General features: G+C 68.0%; 21 protein-coding genes. 10 read left to right on the top strand and 11 right to left on the bottom strand.

The features are described from left to right. The first annotated feature begins 39 nt into the window (after positions 1-39). The 4 genes from U6958_RS30560 to U6958_RS30545 all read left to right on the top strand — a co-directional run bounded on the left by U6958_RS30560 (position 40) and on the right by U6958_RS30545 (position 6,683). Complete coding sequence (locus U6958_RS30560) at positions 40-2,454, top strand: TonB-dependent siderophore receptor (protein ID WP_074920640.1); 2,415 nt, start codon at positions 40-42, stop codon at positions 2,452-2,454. 92 nt (positions 2,455-2,546) lie between these two features. Further along, positions 2,547-3,059, top strand: coding sequence for a sigma-70 family RNA polymerase sigma factor (locus U6958_RS30555; protein WP_047218485.1), 513 nt, complete (start codon positions 2,547-2,549; stop codon positions 3,057-3,059). Continuing rightward, positions 3,056-4,045 carry a FecR domain-containing protein gene (locus U6958_RS30550; protein ID WP_070080687.1) on the top strand — a complete coding sequence of 330 codons (990 nt, stop codon included), beginning with the start codon at positions 3,056-3,058 and terminating at the stop codon, positions 4,043-4,045. Before U6958_RS30555 ends, U6958_RS30550 begins: the two co-directional genes overlap by 4 nt. A gap of 274 nt (positions 4,046-4,319) precedes the next feature. Next, entirely contained in the window at positions 4,320-6,683 is a 2,364-nt protein-coding gene (locus U6958_RS30545) for a TonB-dependent siderophore receptor (protein WP_312840068.1), read from the top strand. A 24-nt stretch (positions 6,684-6,707) separates the two neighbouring features. Here the strand turns inward: U6958_RS30545 and U6958_RS30540 are convergent, their stop codons facing one another. From U6958_RS30540 to aqpZ, 3 genes are all read right to left on the bottom strand, one after another. After that, complete coding sequence (locus tag U6958_RS30540; protein WP_017407189.1) at positions 6,708-7,388, bottom strand: Fe2+-dependent dioxygenase; 681 nt, start codon at positions 7,386-7,388, stop codon at positions 6,708-6,710. Positions 7,389-7,521: 133 nt separating this feature from the next. Further along, a complete protein-coding gene (locus U6958_RS30535; RefSeq protein ID WP_074920637.1) occupies positions 7,522-9,747 on the bottom strand; it encodes a TonB-dependent siderophore receptor in 2,226 nt (741 codons plus the stop codon). A gap of 238 nt (positions 9,748-9,985) precedes the next feature. Beyond that, the gene (gene aqpZ / locus U6958_RS30530; protein WP_016446578.1) at positions 9,986-10,690 is read right to left on the bottom strand and encodes an aquaporin Z; all 705 of its coding nucleotides are present in this window, start codon (positions 10,688-10,690) and stop codon (positions 9,986-9,988) included. Positions 10,691-10,933: 243 nt separating this feature from the next. Here aqpZ and htpG point away from each other — a divergent pair, with 243 nt between their 5' ends. The 4 genes from htpG (at position 10,934) to U6958_RS30510 (ending at position 18,321) form a co-directional block, all read left to right on the top strand. Next, positions 10,934-12,880, top strand: coding sequence for a molecular chaperone HtpG (gene htpG, locus U6958_RS30525; RefSeq protein WP_016446577.1), 1,947 nt, complete (start codon positions 10,934-10,936; stop codon positions 12,878-12,880). 365 nt (positions 12,881-13,245) lie between these two features. After that, on the top strand, positions 13,246-16,854 hold the full coding sequence (locus U6958_RS30520; RefSeq protein ID WP_074920634.1) for an IPTL-CTERM sorting domain-containing protein: 3,609 nt from the start codon (positions 13,246-13,248) through the stop codon (positions 16,852-16,854). A gap of 149 nt (positions 16,855-17,003) precedes the next feature. Beyond that, positions 17,004-17,555, top strand: a complete 552-nt coding sequence (gene xrtH, locus U6958_RS30515) for an exosortase H (protein ID WP_034366861.1) — start codon at positions 17,004-17,006, stop codon at positions 17,553-17,555. A gap of 10 nt (positions 17,556-17,565) precedes the next feature. After that, positions 17,566-18,321, top strand: a complete 756-nt coding sequence (locus U6958_RS30510) for an exosortase H-associated membrane protein (RefSeq protein ID WP_012203109.1) — start codon at positions 17,566-17,568, stop codon at positions 18,319-18,321. A 19-nt stretch (positions 18,322-18,340) separates the two neighbouring features. On the opposite strand, the gene ureG is transcribed toward U6958_RS30510, so the two are convergent. Genes ureG through ureE form a run of 3 tightly spaced genes read right to left on the bottom strand, consistent with a single transcriptional unit; the run spans position 18,341 to position 20,368 of the window. Further along, positions 18,341-18,982: an urease accessory protein UreG gene (gene ureG, locus U6958_RS30505; protein WP_016446573.1), complete on the bottom strand. Its 642-nt coding sequence runs from the start codon at positions 18,980-18,982 to the stop codon at positions 18,341-18,343. A gap of 20 nt (positions 18,983-19,002) precedes the next feature. After that, positions 19,003-19,719: an urease accessory protein UreF gene (locus U6958_RS30500; RefSeq protein ID WP_043789353.1), complete on the bottom strand. Its 717-nt coding sequence runs from the start codon at positions 19,717-19,719 to the stop codon at positions 19,003-19,005. Then, the gene (ureE, locus tag U6958_RS30495; protein WP_016446571.1) at positions 19,712-20,368 is read right to left on the bottom strand and encodes an urease accessory protein UreE; all 657 of its coding nucleotides are present in this window, start codon (positions 20,366-20,368) and stop codon (positions 19,712-19,714) included. The genes U6958_RS30500 and ureE overlap by 8 nt, the downstream gene beginning before the upstream one ends. A gap of 65 nt (positions 20,369-20,433) precedes the next feature. Here ureE and U6958_RS30490 point away from each other — a divergent pair, with 65 nt between their 5' ends. Next, on the top strand, positions 20,434-20,661 hold the full coding sequence (locus U6958_RS30490) for an AbrB/MazE/SpoVT family DNA-binding domain-containing protein (protein ID WP_016446570.1): 228 nt from the start codon (positions 20,434-20,436) through the stop codon (positions 20,659-20,661). Continuing rightward, entirely contained in the window at positions 20,658-21,062 is a 405-nt protein-coding gene (locus U6958_RS30485; protein ID WP_034366858.1) for a type II toxin-antitoxin system death-on-curing family toxin, read from the top strand. Before U6958_RS30490 ends, U6958_RS30485 begins: the two co-directional genes overlap by 4 nt. Positions 21,063-21,077: 15 nt before the next feature. Here U6958_RS30485 and ureC read toward each other — a convergent pair whose 3' ends face one another. From ureC to U6958_RS30460, 5 genes are all read right to left on the bottom strand, one after another. Then, positions 21,078-22,781, bottom strand: coding sequence for an urease subunit alpha (gene ureC, locus U6958_RS30480; protein ID WP_074920632.1), 1,704 nt, complete (start codon positions 22,779-22,781; stop codon positions 21,078-21,080). Positions 22,782-22,946: 165 nt separating this feature from the next. Beyond that, on the bottom strand, positions 22,947-23,252 hold the full coding sequence (locus U6958_RS30475) for an urease subunit beta (RefSeq protein WP_198818700.1): 306 nt from the start codon (positions 23,250-23,252) through the stop codon (positions 22,947-22,949). A gap of 27 nt (positions 23,253-23,279) precedes the next feature. Next, positions 23,280-23,903, bottom strand: a complete 624-nt coding sequence (locus tag U6958_RS30470) for a HupE/UreJ family protein (protein ID WP_047326256.1) — start codon at positions 23,901-23,903, stop codon at positions 23,280-23,282. Between the two features lie 158 nt (positions 23,904-24,061). Further along, positions 24,062-24,364: an urease subunit gamma gene (locus tag U6958_RS30465; protein WP_074920629.1), complete on the bottom strand. Its 303-nt coding sequence runs from the start codon at positions 24,362-24,364 to the stop codon at positions 24,062-24,064. Positions 24,365-24,381: 17 nt separating this feature from the next. Further along, on the bottom strand, positions 24,382-25,290 hold the full coding sequence (locus U6958_RS30460; RefSeq protein WP_047218479.1) for an urease accessory protein UreD: 909 nt from the start codon (positions 25,288-25,290) through the stop codon (positions 24,382-24,384). Positions 25,291-25,325: the final 35 nt, after the last annotated feature.

Below are 25,325 nucleotides of genomic sequence, written 5' to 3'. Positions count from 1 at the left end.
TTGATTTTCGATATCGGAACACAGGGAGAACCCAGGACCATGCAACCCCTTTTCATGCCCCGCCCCGCGCTGGCGCTGGCCATCGCGCTCATGCCCGCCGCCGTTCTGGCCCAGGCCCAGCGCAGCTATGACGTCGCTGCCGGCCCGCTGGATGCCGCTTTGCGCAGCACGGCCGCCCAGGCCGGCGTGGCCCTGATCTTCACGGCCGAGCAGACGGCCGGACAGCGCAGCGCGGGCCTGCGCGGCAGCTATACGGTGGAGGCCGCCTTCGAGGCGCTGCTGGCCGGCACCGCCTGGCAGGCCGTGCGCCAGGCCGGCGGCGGCTATGCGCTGCGGCGCGTGGAGCGGGTCCGGCAGCTGCCGGCCGGCAGCGGGATGGAGCTGGCGCCCGTCATCGTCACCGCGCGCGCCGAGGAGGTGGGCGGCGAAGGCCCGGTGGCCGGTTACGTGGCGCGGCGCAGCACGGCAGGCTCCAAGACCGATACGGCCATCGTCGAGGTGCCCCAGACCATCAACGTGGTCACCGCCGACGAGATCGCCGCGCGGGGCGCCATCAGCGTTTCCCAGGCGCTGCGCTATACGCCGGGCGTGGATTCCTCGGGCTATACCGAGAACTACATGCAGGCCGACGAAACCGCCTCGCGCGGCTTCTCTCCGGCATCGCTGTACCTCGATGGCGCCTACCTGCCGTATGCGGGCAGCCTGGGAGGTGCCGCCCAGATCGAGCCCTACAGCCTGGAGCGCATCGAGGTGTTCAAGGGCCCGGCCTCGGTGCTCTACGGACAGAACCAGCCCGGCGGCGTGATCAATCTGGTCAGCAAGCGGCCCGTGGCCGAACCCGTGCGCGAGGTGCGGCTGGGCGTGGGCAGCCACGGGCGCGCTGATGCGGCGCTGGACCTCTCCGGCACCCTGGATGCCGAGCGCGGTCTGCTCTACCGCCTGGTGGCTGTGGCCAATGGCGGTGGCCAGCAGGCCGACCACACGCGCAGCAGCCGCCTGTTCGTGGCCCCCAGCCTGACCTGGCGGCCCGATGCTCGCACCTCGCTGACCCTGTATGCGCAACTGCAGCGCGACCAGGGCGTGTGGGATTACCAGGCCATGCCGGCCGTGGGCAGCCTGTTCGAGGGACCTGACGGCAAAAGGATCAGCCGCAGCTTCTTCAACGGCCAGCCTGGCTACAACGACTTCTGGCGCAACCAGGCCGTGCTGGGCGCCGACTTCGCGCACCGCTTCAACGACAGTGTGCTTTGGCGGCAAAAGCTGCTTTTCACCGACGTGCGTGACCGCTGGAAGGGCTTTTACCTGCGCGCCTTTGCGCGCGACGCCGAGGGAGCCATCGACTACGGCCGCGCCACCCGCACCAAGCTGGACTGGGCGCAGCACAACAGCGTGCTGAGCCTGGACAACCACCTGGAGGTCAAGGCCAGCACCGGCCCCGTGAGCCACACGCTGCTGGGCGGGGTGGATTACCGCCGCTTCTCGCGCAAGTACGAGGGCTACAACGACTACGCCTCTGCCCCCATCGACCTGTATGCGCCCGACTACGGCCTGCCCACGGCTGCGCCCACACTGACCACACGCTGGGACAACACCGTGGATCAGACCGGGGTCTACCTGCAGGACCAGATGCGCTGGCGCGATCTGGTGCTGACCGTGGGCGGACGCCATGACTGGGCCGGCATCGACAACAAGGACCTCATGGAGGCCACGCGCACCCGCCAGGACCACAAGGCCTTCACGGGCCGTGCGGGGGTGACCTGGCTGGTCGGCAACGGCGTGGCGCCCTACCTGAGCTATTCCGAGTCCTTCGTGCCCATCGTGGGCACGGACTTCCATGGCCGGCCTTTCGATCCCACCACGGGCAAGCAGATCGAGGCGGGCGTGAAGTACCAGCCACCCGGCAAGAACCTGCTGCTGAGCCTGGCGGTGTTCGACATACGCCAGCGCAATCTCACCACCACGGACCGCGAGCACCCCGGCTACTCGGTGCAAACCGGGGAGGTGCAGTCCCGGGGCGCGGAAATGGAGATCAAGGCCAGCCTGGGCGCGGCCTGGGACATTGCCGGCGGCTTCAGCTACGCCGACATGCGCACCCTGCGGTCCAACGATGCCGAAGAAATCGGCAAGCAATGGGCCTCGACGCCGCGCTGGCGCGCCTCGCTGTGGGTCAACCACCACCTGCATGCGGGCCTGAGCGTGGGAGCGGGCGCGCGCTGGTCGGGCAGCGCCTTCGGCGACTCCGCCAACAGCTTCCGCACGCCGGCCTACCTGGTCTTCGATGCCGCGCTGCGCTATGACCTGGGCCTGATCGACGCCAGCCTGCGCGGGCTGGAGGGCACCATCAACGTCCAGAACCTGTTCGACAAGAACTATGTCTCCAGCTGCAACTACGCCTTTGGCTGCTACTACGGCAGGGCGCGCACCGTATCCGCAGGCGTGACCTATCGCTGGTAGGCGACTGCGGCGCGGGCGGAGGGCGCCGGGATGAATGGATAATAAGAACCATTCGTCTTTGGCGCCGTGGCACTCCATGGCGCCTTGCCCCGATGCCTCACTCATCACCCTCCGCTCCCGACCCCATCCAATCGCTCTATGTCGCCCACCAGCCCTGGCTGCTGGGCTGGCTGCGGCGCCGCATGGGCAACGCCTGCGACGCTGCGGACCTGTCGCAGGACACCTGGGTGCGCCTGATCGTCTCGCGCCGCCTGCCCCGGCAGGAAGAGGAGCCGCGCGCCTACCTGGTGCAGATCGCCAAGGGACTGGTGGTGGACCTGCTGCGCCGGCGCAGGCTGGAGGCCGCCTATCTGGAGGCGCTGGCGCTGCTGCCCGAATCGTTTGCGCCTTCGCCCCAAGAGCGGGCGATTGCGCTGCAGACCCTGGTGCGCGTGGACGCCATGCTGGATGCGCTGCCGCCGCGCGTGCGCGAGGTGTTCATGCTCTCGCAGTTCGAGGGCCTGACCTATGCCGAGATCGCCCCGCGCGTGGGCACGGCCGAGCGCACGGTGCGCAAGCACATGCGCGATGCGCTGCAGGCATGTTTCCAGGCGCTGATGGAATGACGCACACCGCCACCGGACTCCTTGCCGCCGATCCGACCGAGGCCCTGGACCAGGCCTTCGACTGGATGGCCGTGCTGCTGTCGGGCAGCGCCACCGAGGCCGAACACCAGGCCCTGGCCGCGTGGCGCGCGGCCGATGCCCGTCACGAGGAGGCCTGGCAGCAGCTGATGCAAATGCAGCAGCGCTTGCAGGCCGTGCCGCCGCAGCTGGCCTCGCGCACGCTGCGCACGGCGCGTGCGCCCGCGGCCGGGAGGCGCAAGGCGCTGCGCGTGCTGGCCTGGGGCGCGGGCACGGGCGTGGCGCTCTATGCCGGTCATGGCGCACTGGAGCGCAGCGGTCAGCTGGCCGCGCTGCACACGGGCACGGGCGAGCGGCGCGAGCACCGACTGGCCGACGGCTCCGTGGTCACGCTGGACACAGGCAGCGCGCTGGACCTGCGCTACACGGCCACGGAACGCCGCCTGCTGCTGCGAGCGGGTGCCATCCATGTGCGCACGGCGTCGGATCCGGCCGGCGCGCATCGCCCCTTCATAGTGGAGACTCCCCGGGGCACGCTGCAGGCGCTGGGGACACGGTTTTCCGTGCGTCTGGACGGTGGCGGCGCAGCGGGGCGGGACCGGGTCGAAGTATTCGAGGGGGCGGTGGCCGTCGCTCCGCTGCAGGGGCCGTCGCGCCGCGTGGAGGCCGGCGAGTGGGCAGACTTCGGCGCCGAGACGGTGCAGGCCGGCGTCTTGCCGCCGCAGGGCGATGCCGCCTGGACACGCGGCCTGCTGGTGGCCGAGCGCATGCGCCTCGAAGACTTTCTGGCCGAGCTGTCGCGCTACCGCCGTGGCGTGCTGCGCTGCGACCCGGCCGTGGCCGGGCAGATCGTCTCGGGCGTGTTCTCGCTGGACGACAGCGATGCCACGCTGGCCGCGCTGCAGGGCGCGCTGCCGGTGCGCGTGCGCCGGACCACGCGTTTCTGGGTCACGGTGGGACCGGCCTGAGATCCGGCAAAAAAATATTTGCGGCAGGGCGTGCCGCTTTCCGGATCTCGTTCGGGATAGAGACAACAGCCATTTTCTGCAGTGAATGGCTATGTCCGCCATCCATCGAAAGGAATCCTCCATGCCGCACCCCGTGCCCGGCGCTCTTGTCCGCTTCCGACCTCCTGCACAGGCTCCCGCGCTGGCGCCTGCCTTCGCCAGAACCGTGCTCGCCATGGCCCTGCAGGCCTGCGCTGTCGGTGGCCTGAGCGCCACTGCCGCCCACGCGCAAACCATGGCCGCGCCGGCTGCCGCCCAGCGCTTCGATCTGCCTGCCGCGCCGCTGGACCGTGCCCTTAACGCTTTTGCCACCCAGGCCGGTATTCTGCTGACCGCCGATGGCAGCCTGACGGCAGGCAAGACCGGCGCGGCCCTGCATGGCAGCTATTCGGTGCGCGAGGGCCTGGCCGCCCTGCTGGCGGGCAGCGGCCTGGAAGCCGTGCCCCAGGCGGGGCAGGGCGGGGGCTACGCGCTGCGGCGCGCGGCGGTGCCGACGGCGCCGGTCTCCGCTGCCGAGGGCACGGCGCTGGCCACGGTCAACGTGACGGCCGCTGCCGAGCGCAGCGCGGTCTCCGAAGGCACGGGCTCCTACGCCACGCGCCAGTCCAGCACGGCCACACGGCTGGGCCTGTCGCAGCGCGAGACGCCGCAGTCGGTCAGCGTGGTCACGCGCCAGCTGATGGACGACCAGGGCCTGACCAGCCTGCCGGAGGTGCTGGAGAAGACGCCCGGCATCACCGTGGGCCGCAACGACAGCGAGCGCACCACCTTCTACTCGCGCGGCTATGCCATCGAGAATTTCCAGTTCGACGGCGTGCCCAACACCATGGACTCGGCCAACCAGTACACGACCTCGCTGGCCGACAGCGCCATCTATGACCGCGTGGAAGTGGTCAAGGGCGCCACAGGCCTGCTCACGGGCGCGGGCTATCCGTCGGCTGTGGTCAATCTGGTGCGCAAGCGGCCCACCAAGACCTTCCAGGCCTCGGCCGAGGCGGCCATCGGCAGCCATGACCGGTTGCGCGGCGTGGGCGACATCTCCGCGCCGCTGACCGAAGACGGCCGCGTGCGCGCCCGCGTGGTGGCCGTGGCGCAGAACGCCAGGTCCCATGTGGACGACTACAGCCGCAACGTGCGCAGCCTGTACGGCATCATCGAGGCCGACCTGGGCCCGGGCACCGTGGCCAGCCTGGGCATTGACCACATGCAGACGCGCGCCGACGGGGCCAGCTTCGGCCACATCCCGCTGTTCTTCAAGGATGGCAGCCGCACGCATTTCCCCACCTCGCTCAACCCTGCGGCGCGCTGGTCGTACTGGGACAACGACAGCACCAACGTGTTTGCCGAACTCAAGCACAGCTTCGGCAATGGCTGGAAGATGGACCTGTCTGCCAGCCGGCTGCGCCAGTCGCGCGACGTGGAGGTCGGCGTGGCAGCCCACGGCATGGTGGACCCGGTCAGCGGCCTGGGCATCAACATGCTGTCCAACAAGATTCCCACCGATGCCACCACGCAGGCCGTGAATGCGGCGCTGTCCGGGCCGTTGCAGCTGTTCGGGCGCGAGCATGAGCTGTCGTTCGGCGCCAGCTGGTCGCGCCAGCGCCGCCATGCGCCCGGCTACAGCAATGCCTACGGTCCCGTGGGCAACTACTTCGAGTGGGACGGCCAGGTGCCCCGGCCCGACTTCCAGCTGCGCAACCACCGCATGACGCGCATCGTGGAAAAGGGCGTCTTCGGCGCCGCGCGCCTGCGGCCCACGGACGACCTGTCGGTGATCCTGGGTGCGCGCGTGAGCTGGTACGACATGCTGGACGACACCACGGGCCTGAACGGCAGCTACGTCGTGAACAACGCGCTGCGCGTGGCGCACAAGACCGTGCCCTATGCGGGCGTGGTGTATGACCTGAATCGCCAGCTGTCGCTGTACGCCAGCCAGACCGATATCTTCAATCCGCAGACCTACTACAAGGACGCTGCCGGCAGCCCGCTGCCGCCGCTCACGGGCCGCAGCCGCGAAGTGGGCGTCAAGGGCGAGTTCCTGGACGGCCGGCTCAACGCCTCGCTGGCGCTGTTCCACATCCAGCAGCGCAATGCCGCGCAGTACGTCAGCGCCAACCCGCAATCCGGGGAAGAGGTCTATGCGGCCATCGACGGCGTGACCAGCAAGGGCGTGGAGATGGAGGTGTCGGGCAGCATCACGCCGGCCTGGAACATCTACGGCGGCTACACCTACCGCACTTCGCGTGCGCCGGCCCAGCCCGACGTGATCCTCAGCGCGGTCAACACCAACCAGCCGCGCCACCTGTTCAAGCTCAGCACCAGCTACCGTCTCAACCCGCAGTGGACGGTGGGTGGGTCGCTGGCCTGGCAGAGCCTGACCTACTACCAGCAGTCCGCCGCCCCCTACGCGCGCGCCGACCAGCGTGCCTATGCGCTGGTGGGCCTGATGGCGCGCTACGACGTGGACCGCCAGTGGTCGGTGACGCTGAACGTCAACAACCTGTTCGACAAGACCTATATGCCGGGCCTGGGTTCGTACGGCACGGGCGTGTATGGCGATCCGCGCAATGTGCTGGTCACGGCCCGCTACAGGTTCTGATGTGGCTGCCTGGCGGCTGTGCCACTAGGCCTGCGACCACATCCGCAACAGGTTGTGGTACGTGCCGGACAGCGCGGATAGGGCGGGGTCGCCCGGGTGGCGCAGCGTCAACTGCTGGATCTGCTGGTCCAGGTCGAACAGGAGGCGGCGCTGCTCGTCCGAGGCCACGAGGCTGTGGGTCCAGAAAAAGCTGGCGTAGCGCGTGCCGCGCGTGACGGGGTTGACGCGGTGCAGGCTGGTGCCGGGGTAGACGATGGCGTCGCCTGCGGCCAGCTTCACGCTCTGGTGGCCGAAGGTGTCTTCCACGACCAGCTCGCCGCCTTCGTATTCGTCGGGCTCGCTGAGGAATACGGTGGTGGAGACATCGCTGCGCACCTTGATGGCCGTGCCGGGGATGGTGAAGATGGCATTGTCTATGTGGTTGCCATAGGTGCCGCCGCCTTCGTAGCGGTTGAAGCGCGGCGGCAGCACCTTCAGCGGCAGCGTGGCCGACATGAACAGCGCGCTGGCCCCCAGCCTGTCGAGGATGAGGTTGCCTATCGCCTGGCCGGCCTGGCTGTCCAGCGGCAGCTGCAGGTTGGCCTTGACCTGGGCCGCCAGGGGGCCGGCCGTGGCGCGGCCGTCCTGCCACGGGGCCTGCTCCAGCGCCTGGCGGCACTGGCGCACTTCGTCGGGGCTGAGCAGGGCGGGTATGCGGAGCATCATGGCAGGCGGTCCTCAGGGGCGGAATCAATGAGTGTCCCGCAAAAAAGCCCCGCAGGCCGCGATGGCCTGCGGGGCTTTGCGGTGATCTGCGCAGCGTCAAGCCGCTGCGCGTTCTCCCGGGGCGATCAGCAGATCAGTACGTCCACTTGAGCGAGGCCACGGCCGAGCGGCCTGCCGCCATGGTCGCGTAGTGGGGCGAACGCACGCCGCTGTAGTAGACCTTGTCGCCCAGGTTGTACAGGTTCAGCTGCACGGTCAGGTTGCGGTCGATCTGGTAGGCCACCATGGCGTCGTAGCGTGCATAGCCGCTGGCGCCCTTGGTGACGATGCCGCCATCCACGGTGGAGCGGATGTAGCTCTGGTTCTCGCTGCTCTGGGCGTAGATGCCCAGGCCCACGGTCAGCTTGGCCATGGGCTTGTAGCTGGTCCACAGGCTGAAGCTGTGCTTGGGCGTGTTGGGGAAGGGCTGGCCGTTGGCCACGTTGCCTGCGCCTGCGTTCTTCTGCTCGCTGTCCATGTAGGTGTAGCCGCCGAAGACGCTCAGGCCCGGCAGCACGCTGCCCGTGAAGCCCAGCTCCACGCCGTTGACCACCTTGTTGCCGCCCATGTAGGTGACGCCGTTTTCGGTGATGCGCGCATTGGTCACGTCGTTGCGGAACAGCGCGGCGGTCAGCGCCAGGCGCTTTTCCATCAGGTCCCACTTGGTGCCCAGCTCGAGCGAGCGGGTCTTCTCGGGCGCCAGGTTGGCCAGCTGGTCGGTGGAGATGCCCAGGTCCTCGTTGCCGTTGCCCAGCATGGAGCCGCCGGGTCGCGAGGAGGTGCCGAGGCTGGCGTAGATGCTGCCGTTGGTGGCCGGCTTGTAGACCAGGCCCAGCTGGTAGTTGAAAAGCGTGTCCGAACGGCTCAGGTCATAGGCCGGCGTGTTGCGGCCGGCGGGGCCGGAGGCGCTGAGCTTGTAGTGGTCCAGGCGCAGGCCGGCGTTGAGCAGCCACCGGTCGTTGAACTTGAGCGTGTCGAAACCGTACAGCGCCACGGTGTCGATCTTGTTGTGGCTGGGGTCGCCCAGGGTGACGGGCAGGTTCCACAGCGGGCTGCTGTCCGGGTTGTTCAGCGAGGCGCACCACAGGCTGGCGGCCGTGCAGGTGGTGTTGGTGGTCTGCAGCGCGGCGGTGCGGGACTCGGCCTTTTCCTTGGACAACTCCAGGCCGAAGGCGTAGCTGTGGCCCACGCTGCCGGTCTGTGCCTTGCCCGTGAATTCCGACAGGTTCTGCAGCGTCTTGATGTCGGCCACGCGCGCATTGCCGCGGCGAAACACATAGCCGTTGATGGCATTGCCCTTGCTGTCGTCGGGCTGGGTCCACAGGTAGTCCTGTTCGGACTTGCTGTAGCGCAGGCTGTTGCGGAACTTGTTCGTGTCGGTGAACTTGTGCTCGACGGTGGCCGTGAACAGGTCGCTCTTTTCCTTCTCGTAGTCGCGGCTGGTCAGGCCGTACCAGTTGTCGCGGTTGCTGCCGTAGGTGGGACGCACCACGCTGCCGCCGGGCAGGCCGGCGGCCGCCGTGCTGGTGTACAGGTAGGGCACGCCGCCATCGGGAATGTTGTCGGTCTGCAGGTGCTGCCAGGACAGCGAGACCTCGGTGGGCGTGCCCATGCCGAAGGTCACCGTGGGGGCGATGCCCCAGCGCTTGTTCTCGGGGCCGCTGCGGCCGGGAACGTCGGCGTCGTGCACCATGGCGTTCAGGCGCAGGCCCACGCCTTCGCCCAGCACGCGGTTGGCGTCGATGGTGGCGCGCCGGTAGCTGTCCGTGCCCAGGCCCACGTCGCCGCTGATGAAGTTCTCGTTCCTGGCCTTCTTGGTCACCAGGTTGATAGAGCCGCCAGCGCCGCCACGGCCTGCATAGGCCGAATCGGCACCCTTGATGACCTCCACCGATTCCAGGTTGAACACTTCGCGCGTACCGGCCGCAATGTCGCGCATGCCGTCCACGAAGGTGCTGGCCTGGGCATCCATGCCGCGGATGAAGGGCTGGTCACCCGAGGGGTTGCCGCCTTCGCCGTTGCCGAAGGTGATGCCGGGCGTGGACCGCAGGGCTTCCTGCAGGCTGGTCGCGCCGGTCTGCTTGATGATTTCCTCGTTGATGACCTGCACCGTCTTGGGCGTGTCCACCAGCGGGGCCGTGAACTTGGCCGAGGAGGCGTTGTCGGTCTTCACGGGCGCTTCGGTCGAAGACGTCACGTTCACGGTGCCCAGCGTGGTGCTGGCCTGCGCAAAGGCCGGGGTGCCAGCAAGGCACAGGGCAGCGGCAAGGGCCAGCTGGGTGAGGTTCGCGGGGGGGAGGATTTGTTGGATTTTGCTCATGTTCACTCCGATGAAAGCCCGCGGATTGTTATTGCGAATCACTAGTGTTCGGTTTCTGCTTCGTAAAGTTGGCCTGTTTGCCCTGGGTAAAAGTCCTTCGCGTTGCCGCCATGCAACAAACGAAAACCGTGTTTCACCACAGGTCCAATGAAAACGCGGCTGCTGCCGGACAAAAAAAGGCGGCTGTCGCCAGCCGCCGGGGTTTGCTGCGGGGCGCCTGCTGCGCCCATGCCTGGCCTTACTCGTCGGCCGGATTGGACAGCAGGGCCTTGTAGATCACGGCGCCGATCAGCGCGCCCACGATGGGGGCCACCCAGAACAGCCACAGTTGCGAGACGGCGATCTCGGGACCGAACAGGGCCGGGCCCGTGCTGCGCGCGGGATTGACCGAGGTGTTGGTCACGGGAATCGAGATCAGGTGGATCAGCGTCAGGCACAGGCCGATGGCCAGCCCGCCAAAGCCGGCTGCCGCGCGCTTGGCCGTGGCGCCCAGGATGACCAGGATGAAGAAGGCCGTCATCACCACCTCGGTGACCAGGGCAGCCGTCATGCCGTAGCCGCCCGGCGAGTGCGTGCCGAAGCCGTTGGTGGCAAAGCCGCCGATGTCGGCACCGGCCTTGCCCGTGGCGATCACGTAGAGAATGCCTGCGCCCGTGATGGCGCCCAGCACCTGGGACACGACGTAGCCCGGCAGCTCGCTCCAGGCAAAGCGCCCGCCCATGGCCAGGCCCACGGAGACGGCAGGGTTGAAGTGCCCGCCCGAGATGGGACCGAAGGCATAGGCGCCGGTGACCACCGTCAGGCCGAAGGCCAGCGAGACGCCGACCAGGCCGATGCCCACCTGCGGGAAGGCGGCGGCCAGCACGGCCGCACCGCAGCCGCCCAGGGTCAGCCACAGGGTTCCGAGGAATTCTGCGGACCATTTTTGAACAGAGCTGTGCATGGGAAATCTCCTGAAACAGGCCCGCCGCTGCGCCCGGGCCCTGCGCGCACTGCCCGCCGAATGGCGGAAAGTGGCGCAGTTATAGCGCTGCGCCTGGCCTGCCGAGAGGGCAAGAAAGTGAACAATCGTCCAGAGCCTGCGTCGCCACAGGGGCGGCGGGCTCTTGAAATTGCATCCGCCGACCCGAGATGAGGGCTGATTTTTTCCCTGTTGTGAACCCATAGGACATAGGACACTGTCTGCATGAGCAAGCAAACCCATTCTTTTCAGGCCGAAGTTGCACAGCTGCTGCACCTGGTCACGCATTCGCTGTATTCCAACCCCGAGATCTTCCTGCGCGAGCTGGTCTCCAACGCATCGGACGCCTGCGACAAGCTGCGCTTCGAGGCGCTGAACAACGCCGCGCTGTATGAAGACCAGCCCAACCTGGAAGTGCGCGTGTCCTTCGACGCCGCCGCCAAGACGCTGACCATTGCCGACACCGGCATCGGCATGAGCGAGCAGGAAGCCATCGACAACCTGGGCACCATCGCCAAGAGCGGCACCAAGGCCTTCATGGAAAAGCTGTCGGGCGACCAGAAGTCGGACTCGCAACTGATCGGCCAGTTCGGCGTGGGCTTTTACTCGGGCTACATCGTGGCCGACAAGATCACCGTGGAAACACGCCGCGCGGGCCTGCCGGCCTCCGAAGGCGTGCGCTGGACCAGCGGCGGCACGGGCGAGTTCGAGGTCGAGCAGATCGAGCGCCCCCAGCGCGGCACCAGCATCACGCTGCACCTGCGCCCCGAGGCCGAGGAGTTCCTCAATGCCTGGAAGATCAAGCAGGTCATCGGCAAGTACTCCGACCACATCAGCCTGCCCATCCTCATGGAGAAGGAGGAATGGAAGGACGGCGAGAACGACCAGCCCGGCGCCATGGTCAAGACCGGCGAGTGGGAGACCATCAACAAGGCCAGCGCGCTGTGGACGCGTCCCAAGAAGGACATCACGGCCGAGCAGTACCAGGACTTCTACAAGGCCATCAGCCACGACTTCGAGAACCCGCTGACCTGGAGCCACAACCGCGTGGAGGGCAACACCGAGTACACGCAGCTGCTGTTCATTCCGGCCAAGGCACCGTTCGATCTCTACAACCGCGACAAGAAGGCCGGCGTCAAGCTCTACGTCAAGCGCGTCTTCATCATGGATGACGCCGAGGCGCTGATGCCCGGCTACCTGCGCTTCGTCAAGGGCGTGATCGACTCGGCCGACCTGCCGCTGAACGTCAGCCGCGAGCTGCTGCAGGAAAGCCGCGACGTGCGCCTGATCCGCGACGGCTCCACCAAGCGCGTGCTGTCCATGCTGGAAGACCTGGCCAAGCACGATCGCCACGAGGCCGGCGAAGGCACGGACGGCGTCACCGACGTGGTCAGCGAAGAGGACAAGGCCAAGGAAGGCAAGTACAGCCAGTTCTACGCCGAGTTCGGCGCCGTGCTCAAGGAAGGCCTGGGCGAGGACTTCGCCAACAAGGAACGCATCGCCAAGCTGCTGCGCTTTGCCTCCACCAGCCAGGAAGACGCCATGGTCTCGCTGGCCGACTACAAGGCCCGCATGAAGGAAGGCCAGGACGCGATCTACTACATCACGGCCGACTCCCTGACGGCAGCGCGCAACAGCCCGCAGCTCGAAGTCTTCCGCAAGAAGGGCATCGAAGTGCTGCTGATGGCCGACCGCGTGGACGAATGGGCCATGGGCTACCTGACCGACTTCGACGGCACGCCGCTGCAGTCCGTGGCCAAGGGCGCCGTGGACCTGGGCAAGCTGCAGGACGAAGAGGAAAAGAAGGCCGCCGAGGAAGCGGCCGAAGCCTTCAAGCCCCTGCTGGCCAAGCTCAAGGAGGCGCTCAAGGACAAGGCCGAGGACGTGCGCGTGTCCACGCGTCTGGTCGACTCGCCGGCCTGCCTGGTGGTGCAGGACGGCGGCATGAGCCTGCAGCTGGCGCGCCTGCTCAAGCAGGCCGGCCAGCAGGCGCCGGACGCCCGCCCCGTGCTGGAGGTCAACCCCGAGCATCCGCTGGTCAAGAAGCTGGACGGATCGGTGCATTTCCATGACCTGGCCAACATCCTTTTCGACCAGGCCGTGCTGGCCGAAGGCGGCATGCCCGAGGACCCGGCCGCCTACGTCAAGCGCGTGAACGCTCTTCTCGCGTGAGTTCCTCACAAGGATCGCCCAGGCGCATTCCATAGGCCTCAGTGCCTGCTCACTGTCGTGCCAGCGCACGGCAGACAAGCCTTCCAAGCCGGTGCCAGCCAAGCTGCCACCGGCTTTTTCACGTCTGCAATCCGTGAGGAAAACCGGTAGTCGTCGGTGGACTCACGGAAAACTCACAAATTCTTCTAAATACTCACTTTTGTCAAAAATTCCAGATCATATTTACTTTTGGTAATAAAGAACCATCATGCCTCCCTTTGGTGCGTCCGGTTGTCGGCTTTTTGACAGAGCTGTTCCAGCCGGGCAACCCGTGCGTCAGTGCCTGCGGCATTCGGCGCTGTCAACGAAGCAAAAGAGAGGTTTGTATGGCTTTCACGAGAAAGGGCTGGCTGGCGCGTGCGCTGCTGTCCGGCGGCTTGCTGGCAACAGCGGCTGCCGTGGCGGCGCCGGCCGATACCGACATCCTGGTCAACCAGGATGGTCTCTATGACGGACAGGACGCATCGGCAGGGCCTGCCGGCGGCACCTTCACCTATGTGGCCAAGGTCAGGCACAACAACATCGGTCCCGACGCCGTAGGCGTCACCCTGACCGAGGTGCTGCCCGTGGGCGCCGTGTTCCAGAGCTACAGCAGCAGCCCGGGCGGCATCACCTGCACGGCACCGGCTGCCGGCACGGTGCTCACCGCAGGCAACAACACGCTGGTCTGCAACATCGGCAACCTGGCGCCCGCCGATGGCTTCAAGTCCGTGGGCTTCGAGGTCATCCTGCCGACCGTCGGCACCAACTGGCGCGCCGTGGCCAGCGCGCGCATGGCCTCGCCCGACTACGACAACGACCAGAACAACACGCAGCTGGACCGCAACTTCACCACCACCGAGGCCGCCGATCTGGCCATCGCGATAGCGGCTCCCGCCAGCGTCGCCAACGGCGGCGCCTTCCAGTACGTCATCGACGTGCAGAACAAGGGCCCGTCCGAGGTCCCCGCCGGTGGCCGTACCGTGGTGCGTTTCCCCGTGCCCAACGGCGCCGTGGTCACGGGCGTGCCCTCAGGCAGCGGCTGGAGCTGCACGCCGGCCTCGGGCTATCCGCTGATCTCGGGCGAGCTCAGCTGCACGCGCGGCGGCCCGGTGCTGCCAGGCGCCGTGCTGCCAGCCATCACCGTGCCGGCCATCGCCAACATGAGCGGCACCATTGCCGGCGCTGCCAGCGTCAAGGGCTACAAGGACGCCAGCACGGAGATGCCCGACGGCCAGTCCGGCAACAACACCGCCAGCGCCGCCGTGGTCTCCAGCGGCAGCGAGTTCGTGGATGTCTCGCTGCGCAAGCAGGTGGCGCCCACGGTGCTGGATGCGCTGCAGGCGACCGAGGTCACCTACACGCTGCAGCCGCGCCGCGAAGGCGGCTCCCTCGTGCCGCGCGATCTCACCGTCACCGACACCCTGCCGGCCGGTGTGACCTTCACGGGCTTCGACGGCAGCACGGCGCCCTGGCTCTGCGGCCACAACAGCGGCACCGTCACCTGCACCCACGCGGGCGAGTACCCGGTGGCCGGCTACGCCAACATGCAGGCCATCCGCTTCAAGGCCGTCGTGGCTGCGGGCGGGACACCCGGCACGCAGCTGGTGAACCAGGGCGTGATCGGGGTGGCACCCGGCCTCAACGAGCCCAATACGACCAACAACACGGCCAGCGCGGCCGTGGACTTCAGCAACGATGCGCGGCTGAGGCTGGCCAAGGCAGGCCCTGGCCGCCCGGTGCTGGCAGGCCAGGAGTTCGAGTACACGATCACGGTGACCAACACCGGCCCCATGCCCGTGCTGCCGAATCAGCAGATCACCGTGACCGACAACCCCGCAGACGGCCGCATGGCCATCGTCAGCATGTCCGGTGCGGGCACCGGCGCGGGGGAATGGACCTGCACCACCCCGAGCTGCACCTCGACCGCGGGCCTGGCCGTGGGCGCCAGCCGCCAGATCAAGGTCAGGGCCAAGGTCACGCTGGCTTCGGGCCATCTGGACTTCACCAATAACGCCTCCGCTGGCGTGATCGGCCGGGACAATGCATCGGCCACCACCTCCGCGACCGTCACCGTGTCTGCCGACAAGGTGGATGTGGGCATCGTCAAGAGCGTGGTCAGCCCCGTGCCGCCGGCTGCCATCAAGAGCGGTGAGGAGGTCACCTACCAGCTGGTGGTGAAGAACCACTCGGCCAGCACGACGGTGACGAATGTCCGCGTGCGCGACGCGCTGCAGTCCCTGGTCAAGCAGACCGACGGCGTGCGCATCGTGGGCGGCAACCCGGTGGACGAGGCCGGCAACCCCGTGCCGTACACCTACCCGGGCGGCGGTTTTGTCTCCAGCCGCATCGTCTCCGGGGCCAACGCCAGCTGCGGCACTCCTTCGGGCGGCGTCAACAGCGAGACGCGCGATCTGACCTGCGACATCTCCTCCATGGCCCCGGAGGCCGAGGTGGTGATCGAGGTCAAGATCCGTCCCAAGCGCGCCACCACCGGCACCTATGCCAACGCGGCCTCGGCCCAGTCCCTGGAAATCCATGACGCCGATCCCGGCAACGATTCCTCGACGGCCAGCATCACCGTGCAGGCCATCGCGGAAATCGCAGCGCAAAAGCAGGTCTCGCCCAAGGTGGCCGCTGCGGGAGAGCCGCTGACCTATACGGTCACGGTGCCCAACTACGGCCCCTCGTCGGCCGCCAATGTCACGCTCAAGGACGTGCTGCCTGCAGACGCCATCTTCATCGGCACGCCCACGGTCTCCGGCGGCGGCACCTGCACTCCGGCTGCCACCGATGGCGTGCAGGGCGGAACGCTGGAGTGCGCCTGGGCCAATCCGCTGCCCACAGGCGCGCAGTACACCGTGACCTACAAGATGCGCTCGCGCGGCGATCTGGCGGCTGACACGGAGATCCTCAACACGGTCGCCGTGGACACCGCCACCGAGGAACTGACCAAGGCCAACAACCAGGCCGAGGCCAAGGCCCGGCTCAAGCGTGCCGAGCTGGATGTGAACATCAGCATGCGCCACACGGCGGACGGCCTGGTGCTGGGTGAGGACACCGAATACACCATCACGGTGACCAACTCCGGCCCCTCCTACGCCACCCAGGTGGTCGTGACCGACAAGTTCCCCGCATCGGGCTCCACGGCCACCTTCAGCTACCAGAACGGCCTGGCGCTGGCCGGCATTCCCGGCGCCTCCGCATCCTGGTGCGGCGTGCAGCCGGCGCTGAACGCGACCAGCGGGCCTCTGCAGTGCACCATCCCCTCGCTGGCGCCGGGCCAGAGCATGACCATCAAGTTCAAGATGCGTGCACAGACCCTGCCCGACAAGGCATCGGGCGGCACCATCTACCACGAGGCCTCGGTCAAGCCCTTCGAGACGGAATGGCTGAGCAATGGCGGCGATGTGATCGTCAACAACACCACCACCGACCGGACCTCCACCAGCCGCCAGGGCAATGCCGTGGACCTGGGGATCGGCAAGCAGGGCCCCGCCGGCCCGCTGGACGATGGCGACACGGCCAGCTACACGCTGACCGTCACCAACTACGGCCGCGATCCGCAGTCGCCCGCGGGCGGCTCGGTGACCGACGTGTTGCCCGCCGGGCTGGAGTTCGTCTCGGCCTCGGCAGGCTGCAGCTATGCCAGCGGCACGCGCACCGTGACCTGCAGCGTGCCGCAGCTGGCCCAGGGCGGCACGGCCGTCTTCACGCTGGAGACCAAGCTGGACAAGCCCTACAAGGGCGCCCGCCCGCTGGTCAACTCGGCAACGGTCTCGGTGCCCGGTGACGGCAATCCCGACAACGACAAGAGCACGACCACCACGCCGCTCAAGCCGGGGCCGGGCGGCACGGCCAGCATTCCCACGCTGTCGCAGTGGGGCCTGATGCTGATGTCGTCCCTGCTGGCGCTGATGGCGCTGGGGACCATGCGCAGGCGCGAGCGTCGGTGATGCGCCCGTGACGACAAGGGCCGGTGGCGTGATTCACGCACCGGCCTTTGTCGTCTTTGAGCGGTCCGAAGATAATGCGAGCCTATAGAGGGACACTGTTTCGCAACCGCCAGGTCGCAAGCCCGGCAACCAACACTCCAAGACCTGCCATGCTGCGTTTCTTTCTGATCTTTCTGGCCATCCAGCTGACGATGTTCGGGCTGAACCTGCTCAGTTGGGTGCAGCAGCACATCGTGCTGCCCTGGACGGCCTTCCTGGCGCACATCTGCGCCTCGCTGGTGACCTGGTTCGACAGCACGGCCTCGGCCACGGGCAAGGTGCTGTGGAACACGGCCACGGGCTTCGGCGTCTCCATCGAGGCCGGCTGCAACGGCCTGGAGGCCTACATCGTGCTGTTTGCCGCCGTGATGGCCTTCCCCTCGTCATGGCGCCAGAAGCTGGTGGGCCTGCTGGCCGGCTTCGTGGCCGTGCAGGCCATCAACGTGCTGCGCGTCATCAGCCTGTTCTACCTGGGCCAGTGGAGCACCACGGCCTTCAACTTCGCGCATGAGTACCTCTGGCAGGCGCTGATCATGCTGGACGTGCTGGTGTTCTGGCTGCTGTGGGTGCGCTGGAGCGGCCGCAAGGCGCCGTCGCACGATGACGGCGGCCAGCCGCCGCTGCCGCCTGCCGCTGCAGCTTCCGCCGCCGTGGCCGCCTGAGGAGCAGGCCATGATCGGACGCAATCCCATCTCGCGCTTCGCGGCCCTGGCCATGGGCGGCATCGTGGTGCTGACCCTGGCCTGGACGCTGGCGGCCGGCTGGCTGGCCGTGCCGGTGTCCGGCATGAGCAAGTGGGTGCTGGAGAACGCCGCCAACGGCTGGGTGCAGCGCGTGGACCTGGAGACGCCCCGCAACCTGGTCGTCAATTCCTCGGTCCAGGTCTCCAACGAGCAGACCGGCTGGCGCCGCGCCGAGGCCATTGTCGAGGTCGATCCCGCCCGCTACGGCTACGGCCTGCCCGTGCTGGTGGCCATGCTGCTGGCGGCCTGGGGGCCGGGCCGGTGGTGGCGCATCCTGGTGGGCTATGTGGCGCTGCTGCCCTTGCAGACCTTCAGCGTGGTCTCGCAGGTGCTGATGCAGCTGTGCCTTGCGGCGCGGCTTGACCTCAACGTGCTGGGCATACAGACATGGCAGCTGGAGGCCATCGTCTACGCCTACCAGATGGGCGGGCTGATGGTGCCCACGCTGTGCCCGGTGCTGCTGTGGCTGGCGCTGGACATGGGCTTTGTGCGCCGCGTGCTGCTGCCGGCCTGGAACCGCAGCCGGGCGCCTGCCGCCGCGCCCCAGCCCATGGTGGCGCCCAAGCCCTCGGCCTGGCGCCAGACCGATGGCGCGGCCACCTCCACCGGCCACCCGCTGGTGTCTTCCAGCAGCGCGGCCACCCTGCCCAAGGCCAAGGCCACCAGCGGCACGCCGCAGCGCTGAAGGCCGTGCGCGGCCGACTTCAGGCCTGAGCGGGCATGGGCGGTAGCAGGCCGCGCTCGGTGATGAAGTCGATCACCTCGCGCAGGCCCTTGCCGCTTTTCACGCTGCCCATCACATAGGGCTTGTGGGCGCGCATGCGCTGCGTGTCGGCTTCCATGATGGACAGGTTGGCGCCCACGTAGGGCGCCAGGTCGGTCTTGTTGACCACCAGCAGATCGCTCTTGGTGATGCCGGGGCCGCCCTTGCGCGGAATCTTCTCGCCGCCGGCCACGTCGATCACGTAGATGGTCAGGTCCGACAGCTCGGGGCTGAAGGTGGCGGCCAGGTTGTCGCCGCCGCTTTCGATGAAGACGATGTCCGCCTCGGGGAACTGGCGCAGCATGCGGTCCACGGCCTCGAGGTTGATGGAGGCGTCCTCGCGGATGGCCGTGTGCGGGCAGCCGCCGGTCTCCACGCCCATGATGCGCTCGGGCGGCAGGGCCTCGGCCACCGTCAGCAGGCGCTGGTCTTCCTTGGTGTAGATGTCGTTGGTGATGACCACCAGGTCGTAGTGGGCGCGCATGGCCTTGCACAGCATCTCCAGCAGCGTGGTCTTGCCGGAGCCGACCGGGCCGCCGATGCCGACGCGCAGCGGGGGGAGTTTCTTGGTGCGGGTGTTCATGGTGGACTTGGGGTGAGTGATCAGGACCGGAAGAGCCGGGAGTACTGGTGTTCGTGCCGCGCCTGCAGCACGCTCCATTGGGGCAGCATGGTGTCCAGCCGGGGCGGCGCCTCGCTGGCGCGGCGGCGTGCCTCGCCCACGGCCTGCTCCAGCAGCGGATGCAGGGCCAGCAGCAGGCTCTGGCCCGCCACCTGGCCCAGTGGCACGGCCTTGATGGCGGCGGCCACCTGGTTCTCCAGCCAGGCAAAGCCATAGGCCAGCAGGGCATGGTCCTCGTCGGCATCCACGGCGGCGCAGGCGCAGGCAAAGGCCGTGGGATAGGCCAGGCCAGGGGTGTCCACAAGGGCGCCCAGTTGTGCGATGCGGGGCGCAAAGGCCTCGCCGCCCCAGGGCACGGAGCGCAGCAGGCTGTGCAGCGACCAGCCCATCTGCAGCGTCTCGGCACGGGCCTCGCGGCTGTCGCGGCTGGCAATGAACCATTGGTTCCATTCGTGCACTGCCCCTTCGTCGCCTTCGCTCCAGGCCCGGCGCAGCAGCAGCCACAGCGGCGCCTCGCAGCGTGCAAAGCCGTGGGCCAGCGCATCGGCAATCCAGGTGCGCGCCGTGCCGGCATCCGTGACCAGGCCGTGCTCGATGGCGGCCTCCAGCCCCTGCGAATAGCTGAAGCCGCCCACGGGCAGCTGGGGCGATGCCAGGTGCAGCAGGGCGCACAGCCCCTGTATCGACAGGTCAGCCATGCGGATGGTCGTGGCCGTGCCCGTGTCCGCAGCAGCCTTTGTGATCATGGTCATGGCTGTGGTCGTGGCCATGTTCATGCCCGTGGGAATGATCGTGTGAATGTTCGTGGGAATGGCCGTGTGCGTGCCCATGGTCATGCAGCGCATACACGCTCTGCGCCAGCGCCTGGTCTTCGGCAAAGCTGGCGTCATGGCCGTGGCGGTGGCCGCCGCCATAGGCGCCGGCCTCGGGCTCGAAGGGCGCATCCACCAGGGCCACCTGCGCGCCCAGGCGCAGCAGCATGTCGTGCAGCACGGGGTCGTTTTCCAGGTGCAGGTGCGTGGGGGTGACCTCCACCGGGATATGCCGGTTGCCCAGGTGGTAGGCCGCACGCAGCAGGCCCAGCGGCGTGGCCGCCGTCACGCGCAACACCGCCTGGGGCGCGGCGCGCACGGCGACCAGGCTGCCATCCTCTGCCACCAGCACATCGCCGCCGCGCAGCACGCTGCCGCGCGCCAGCACCACGGCCAGCTCGCGCCCCGTGGAGTCGATGGCCGCAAAGCGGCTCTTCTGGCGCATGTCCCAGTCCAGTTCCAGCGTGGCGGCGCGCCTGACCAGCACGGCGGCAAGGCCGCCGCCCTGGGGCATGTGTTTGTTGACGGTGAGCATGAATTGTTTCGTATTAACGTTCGTTATAACATTGCGAGGTCAATGACTTCCCTGGAGATTCCATCATGACCACTCTCAAACTCACCCAGGTCGGCAATTCCGTGGGCTTGATCCTGCCCAAGGAGATTCTGGCGAAGCTGAACCTGGGCAAAGGCGACACGGTGTATCTGACCGAGGTTGCCGACGGTGGCATCAAGCTTTCTCCGTATGACGAGGACTTCGGGCAGCAGATGGATGCAGCGCGCCTGATCATGAAAAAGCGGCGTGGTGTTTTGCGTGAGCTGGCGAAATGACCGGGAACATGCAGGTTTGGGTCTGGCTCAGCGAGGCCGTCATGCTGGCTGTTCACGAAGAGCAACTGACCGAGCATGGTGGCCCGGCGGGCGTGCGTGATGCCGGGTTGCTGGCATCCGCCCTGGCCAGGCCACGCCATCTGGCCGCTTATGGGGCGCCTGATGCGGCCGAGCTGGCAGCCAGCTATGGCTTTGGCATCGCGCGCAACCATCCCTTTGCGGATGGCAATAAACGCACAGCCTTTGTGGCGACCGAGCTGTTTCTCCATCTCAATGGCTGGGAATTGACGGCGGGTGACGAGTCCTGTGTGCTGACCATGGTGGCCTTGGCCGCAGGCGAACTGGACGAGGCCGGGTTCGCCCTCTGGATACGTGAGCACAGTGCGCCCTTGCCCCGCTGACCCCATTGCTCCCCCTTAAAAAAGAAAATACCGCTGCGCCATCGGCAGCTCGGTGGCGGGCTCGCAGGTCAGCAGCTGGCCGTCGGCCACGACCTGGTAGGTCTCGGGATCGACGCTGATGTCGGGCTGCCAGTCGTTGTGCACCATGTCGCGCTTGCTGACGCTGCGGCAGTTTTCCACGGCCACGGTGCGCTTGCGCAGGCCGTAGCGGTCGGCCACGCCGGCCTGCTGGGCGGCCTGCGAGATGAAGGTGAGGCTGGCCGCCGCCACGCCGCTGCCCTGGCCCGCGAACATGGGGCGGTAGTGCACGGGCTGGGGCGTGGGGATGCTGGCGTTGGGGTCGCCCATGGCGGCGCTGGCGATGCTGCCACCCTTGAGGATGAGGCTGGGCTTGACGCCGAAGAACGCAGGCCGCCACAGCACCAGGTCGGCCAGCTTGCCGACCTCGACCGAGCCCACGACATGGGCGATGCCATGCGTGCGTGCGGGGTTGATGGTGTACTTGGCCACGTAGCGCTTGACACGGAAGTTGTCGTGGCGCGCTTTGTCGCCCGGCAGGCTGCCGCGCTGGACCTTCATCTTGTGCGCGGTCTGCCAGGTGCGCAGCACGACCTCGCCCACGCGGCCCATGGCCTGGCTGTCGCTGGAGATCATGGAGAAGGCGCCCAGATCGTGCAGCACGTCCTCGGCGGCGATGGTCTCGCGGCGGATGCGGCTTTCGGCGAAGGCGATGTCCTCGGCAATCGAGGCGTCCAGGTGGTGGCAGACCATGAGCATGTCCAGGTGCTCGTCCAGCGTGTTCACCGTGTAGGGCCGCGTGGGGTTGGTGGACGAGGGCAGCACGTTGGCCTCGCCGCAGACCTTGATGATGTCGGGCGCGTGGCCGCCGCCCGCGCCTTCGGTGTGGTAGGTGTGGATGGTGCGACCCTTGAAGGCGGCCACCGTGGCCTCGACGAAGCCGCCCTCGTTGAGCGTGTCGGTGTGGATGGCGACCTGGGTGTCGGTCTCGTCAGCCACGCCCAGGCAGCAGTCGATGGCGGCGGGCGTCGATCCCCAGTCCTCGTGCAGCTTCAGGCCGATGGCGCCTGCCGCGATCTGCTCGCGCAGCGGCGCGGCCTGGCTGGCGTTGCCCTTGCCCAGCAGGCCGATGTTCATGGGGTAGCCGTCCACGGCCTGCAGCATGCGCTCCATGTGCCAGGGGCCGGGCGTGACCGTGGTGGCGAAGGTGCCCGTGGCCGGGCCCGTGCCGCCGCCGATCATGGTGGTCACGCCGCTGGTCAGCGCCTCGTCGATCTGCTGCGGGCAGATGAAGTGGATGTGCGTGTCGATGCCGCCGGCCGTGACGATCACGCCCTCGCCCGCAATGATTTCCGTGCCGGGGCCGATGACGATGGTCACGCCCGGCTGCATGTCCGGGTTGCCGGCCTTGCCTATGCCTGCGATCAGCCCGTTCTTGATGGCGATGTCGGCCTTGACGATGCCCCAGTGGTCGATGATCACGGCATTGGTGATGACGGTGTCGGCGCAGTCGGCGGCCATGCGCTGGCTCTGGCCCATGCCGTCGCGGATGACCTTGCCGCCGCCGAACTTGACCTCTTCGCCGTAGATCGTGTGGTCCTTCTCGATCTCGATGACCAGGGCCGTGTCGGCCAGCCGCAGGCGGTCGCCCACGGTGGGGCCGAACATCTCGGCATAGGCCTGGCGCGTGATGCTTGCCATAGCATTCCCTTTCTGTTGTCTACGACGCTATGCGTTGCTCGTTGTACTTAAAACCGGCGTGGTCCAACCCGGGGACACCGAGGAAGGGCCGCCCCGCACCGAGGGTGTCGTCCCCCTCCCGCGAAGCGAGAGAGGGGGAAGCGGCGTAGCCGCTCAGGGGGTACTTCAAAGCCTGCCCATCACCTTGGCGTTGAAGCCATAGATGATGCGGTCGCCGGAGATTTCCACCAGTTCCACCGTGCGTTCCTGGCCCGGCTCGAAGCGCACGGCCGTGCCGGCCGCGATGTTCAGCCGCCAGCCGCGTGCGGCGGCGCGGTCGAAGTGCAGGGCCTCGTTGACCTCGAAGAAATGAAAGTGCGAGCCCACCTGCACGGGCCGGTCGCCGGTGTTGGTGACCGTGAGGGTCTGCACGGGCCGGCCTGCGTTCAGCAGGATCTCGCCGGGCTCGGCGAGCAGCTCGCCGGGGGTGATGCGCTCGGTCATGTGCGGCTCCCGCGCTCAGCCTGCCAGGGCTGCTGCGCCATAGCCCATGGCGGCCACGCCGGCCAGGCGTGCGGCCCAGGCCGATGCCGTGCCGCCGCGCATGGCCCGGCCAAAGGCCACGCCCAGCGCATGCAGCACCAGCGTGGTGGCGACCATGCCCGCCATGTAGGCCCAGAACACGGCTGCGGGCAGCGCGTGGGGGAAGACCTCGCCATGCGCGTATCCGTGGAACAGCGCGAAGGCGCCGGCCAGCACCATGGCCAGGGCCACGGGCAGGCGGCGCTGAGCCACCAGCAGCAGGCCGAAGGCCAGCAGCGAGGCGGCCACCATGGGCTCGACGGCCGGCAGCTCCAGCGGGGTCTGCGTCAGCGCCAGGCCCAGCGCCATGCATGCGGCAAAGGCCACGGGCGGCAGCCACTGGCGCTTGAGCATCAGCCCGCACCACAGGCCCAGCGCCACCATGGCCAGCAGATGGTCCAGGCCCGCAATGGGATGGGACAGCCCGGCCATCAGGGCCTGCATGGCGCCGTCGCCGGCATGCAGGTGGGCGCCGGCCCCCGTATGGGCGCTGGCAGCCGTGGCGGCGGCCAGCAGGGCCGGGGCGAGCAGGTAGTTGAAAGTGTTGCGGAATCTGAACATGGAGATCTCCTTGATCGCTATCGAGACTGGATCTGCCCACGGCACAAGCGGATGCAGCGGGCTGGTTGGGGGTGCCCAGCAAGGGCCTAAGCTGGCCGCGCCGCCCCGCAGCGATGGCGCCGTCCCCCTTGGGGGAAGCGGCGTAGCCGCTCAGGGGGTCAAACTATTGGATGATGAACGGTGACCAGCTTGGTGCCGTCCGGGAAAGTGGCTTCGACCTGGATGTCCGGGATCATTTCTGGAATGCCCTCAATCACATCGGCGCGCGTCAGCACCGTGGTGCCCAGGTGCATGAGCTCGGCCACGGTCTTGCCGTCGCGCGCCCACTCCAGCACGGCAGCGCTGATCAGCGCCACGGCCTCGGGGTAGTTGAGCTTCAGGCCGCGCGCCTTGCGCCGCTCGGCCACCAGGGCTGCGGTGAACAGCAGCAGCTTGTCTTTTTCACGCGGGGTGAGTTCCATGGATGAGTCTCCGTTGATCAGGTGGCCCAGAGGCGGGGAGGGCGGGCAGGCATGTCCAGCAGTGCGGGGCGCAGCAGGCGCCAGCCTTCATGCAGCACGGCCCGTGCCGCCTCCATGCGGCGGGCAAGCACGCGCAGCAGCAGCACCGAGGGCGCGCCGCCCTGGCCGGCCAGCAGGCTGGCGCCGGCGCGCACTTCGTCGCTCCAGGGCAGGCTGGCGGCCAGTTGCTCGCTCAATGGCTCCATGGCCGCCAGGGGTTCCGGGGCCACGGCCCAGAGGCTGGCCTGTATGGGCAAGCCTGCCCAGGCAACAGGGCTGGACAGCAGGGCATGGCCGCAGTGCAGCTCGCCCTGTTCCAGCCACAGTGGCAGGCCCGCATGGGTCAGCCGGTTGTGAAGCTGTAGCCGCGCAGGCGGTGCGTCGGCATGGTTCCAGTGCTCGCCTGCGCCATAGCGGCCCAGCACCGTGGCGTCCCAGCCGATGGCGCGCGCGCCCGGCGCAAGCTCCAGGTCCAGCGCCATGGTGGCGTCGGCACCGGCAAACAGCATGTTTTCCTGCGGCAGCCATTCCAGGATGGCGCCTTCTTCCACGCGCAGCCGCACGCGCTGCGCGGCCGGGCGGCCCTGGGACTTGTACCAGCGCGTGGCGCCTGGCGTGGTCAGCAGGGCGTGGGCGCCGGGCTCCACGGTCACATCGATCTGCAACTGGTCGCCGCCAGCCACGCCGCCGGGCGGGTGCAGCAGCACGGCATGGCAGATGCCGGGGCCTTCAGGGTGCAGCGGTTTTTGCACGCGCAGCGGGCCGCTGTGGCGTGCGTGGGAAAGCACGCTGCCCTGGCCGGCGCGGTGCCCGAAGCGCAGCTCCAGCATGGCCTGCCAGCCCGAGGCGGACGTGGGCACGGCGGTGATCGGTAGCGCTGCGGACATGGGCGGGGCGGACGGTACAGGGCGTGTGGGTGGTA

Origin of the sequence: Delftia lacustris (genome assembly GCF_040267515.1) — a bacterium.
Lineage (GTDB): Bacteria > Pseudomonadota > Gammaproteobacteria > Burkholderiales > Burkholderiaceae_C > Comamonas > Comamonas tsuruhatensis.
This window is presented reverse-complemented; position numbering and strand designations above follow the sequence as displayed.

Coding starts and splice junctions, on each gene's coding strand:
- htpG (WP_016446577.1), top strand. CDS start 10,934: ATGAGCAAGCAAACCCATTCTTTTCAGGCCGAAGTTGCACAGCTGCTG.
- aqpZ (WP_016446578.1), bottom strand. CDS start 10,690: ATGCACAGCTCTGTTCAAAAATGGTCCGCAGAATTCCTCGGAACCCTG.
- U6958_RS30470 (WP_047326256.1), bottom strand. CDS start 23,903: ATGTTCAGATTCCGCAACACTTTCAACTACCTGCTCGCCCCGGCCCTG.
- ureE (WP_016446571.1), bottom strand. CDS start 20,368: ATGCTCACCGTCAACAAACACATGCCCCAGGGCGGCGGCCTTGCCGCC.
- U6958_RS30555 (WP_047218485.1), top strand. CDS start 2,547: ATGCCTCACTCATCACCCTCCGCTCCCGACCCCATCCAATCGCTCTAT.
- U6958_RS30485 (WP_034366858.1), top strand. CDS start 20,658: ATGACCGGGAACATGCAGGTTTGGGTCTGGCTCAGCGAGGCCGTCATG.
- U6958_RS30460 (WP_047218479.1), bottom strand. CDS start 25,290: ATGTCCGCAGCGCTACCGATCACCGCCGTGCCCACGTCCGCCTCGGGC.
- U6958_RS30560 (WP_074920640.1), top strand. CDS start 40: ATGCAACCCCTTTTCATGCCCCGCCCCGCGCTGGCGCTGGCCATCGCG.
- U6958_RS30545 (WP_312840068.1), top strand. CDS start 4,320: ATGGCCGCGCCGGCTGCCGCCCAGCGCTTCGATCTGCCTGCCGCGCCG.
- U6958_RS30550 (WP_070080687.1), top strand. CDS start 3,056: ATGACGCACACCGCCACCGGACTCCTTGCCGCCGATCCGACCGAGGCC.
- U6958_RS30500 (WP_043789353.1), bottom strand. CDS start 19,719: ATGGCTGACCTGTCGATACAGGGGCTGTGCGCCCTGCTGCACCTGGCA.
- ureC (WP_074920632.1), bottom strand. CDS start 22,781: ATGGCAAGCATCACGCGCCAGGCCTATGCCGAGATGTTCGGCCCCACC.
- U6958_RS30465 (WP_074920629.1), bottom strand. CDS start 24,364: ATGGAACTCACCCCGCGTGAAAAAGACAAGCTGCTGCTGTTCACCGCA.
- U6958_RS30540 (WP_017407189.1), bottom strand. CDS start 7,388: ATGATGCTCCGCATACCCGCCCTGCTCAGCCCCGACGAAGTGCGCCAG.
- U6958_RS30510 (WP_012203109.1), top strand. CDS start 17,566: ATGATCGGACGCAATCCCATCTCGCGCTTCGCGGCCCTGGCCATGGGC.
- ureG (WP_016446573.1), bottom strand. CDS start 18,982: ATGAACACCCGCACCAAGAAACTCCCCCCGCTGCGCGTCGGCATCGGC.
- U6958_RS30490 (WP_016446570.1), top strand. CDS start 20,434: ATGACCACTCTCAAACTCACCCAGGTCGGCAATTCCGTGGGCTTGATC.
- U6958_RS30520 (WP_074920634.1), top strand. CDS start 13,246: ATGGCTTTCACGAGAAAGGGCTGGCTGGCGCGTGCGCTGCTGTCCGGC.
- xrtH (WP_034366861.1), top strand. CDS start 17,004: ATGCTGCGTTTCTTTCTGATCTTTCTGGCCATCCAGCTGACGATGTTC.
- U6958_RS30535 (WP_074920637.1), bottom strand. CDS start 9,747: ATGAGCAAAATCCAACAAATCCTCCCCCCCGCGAACCTCACCCAGCTG.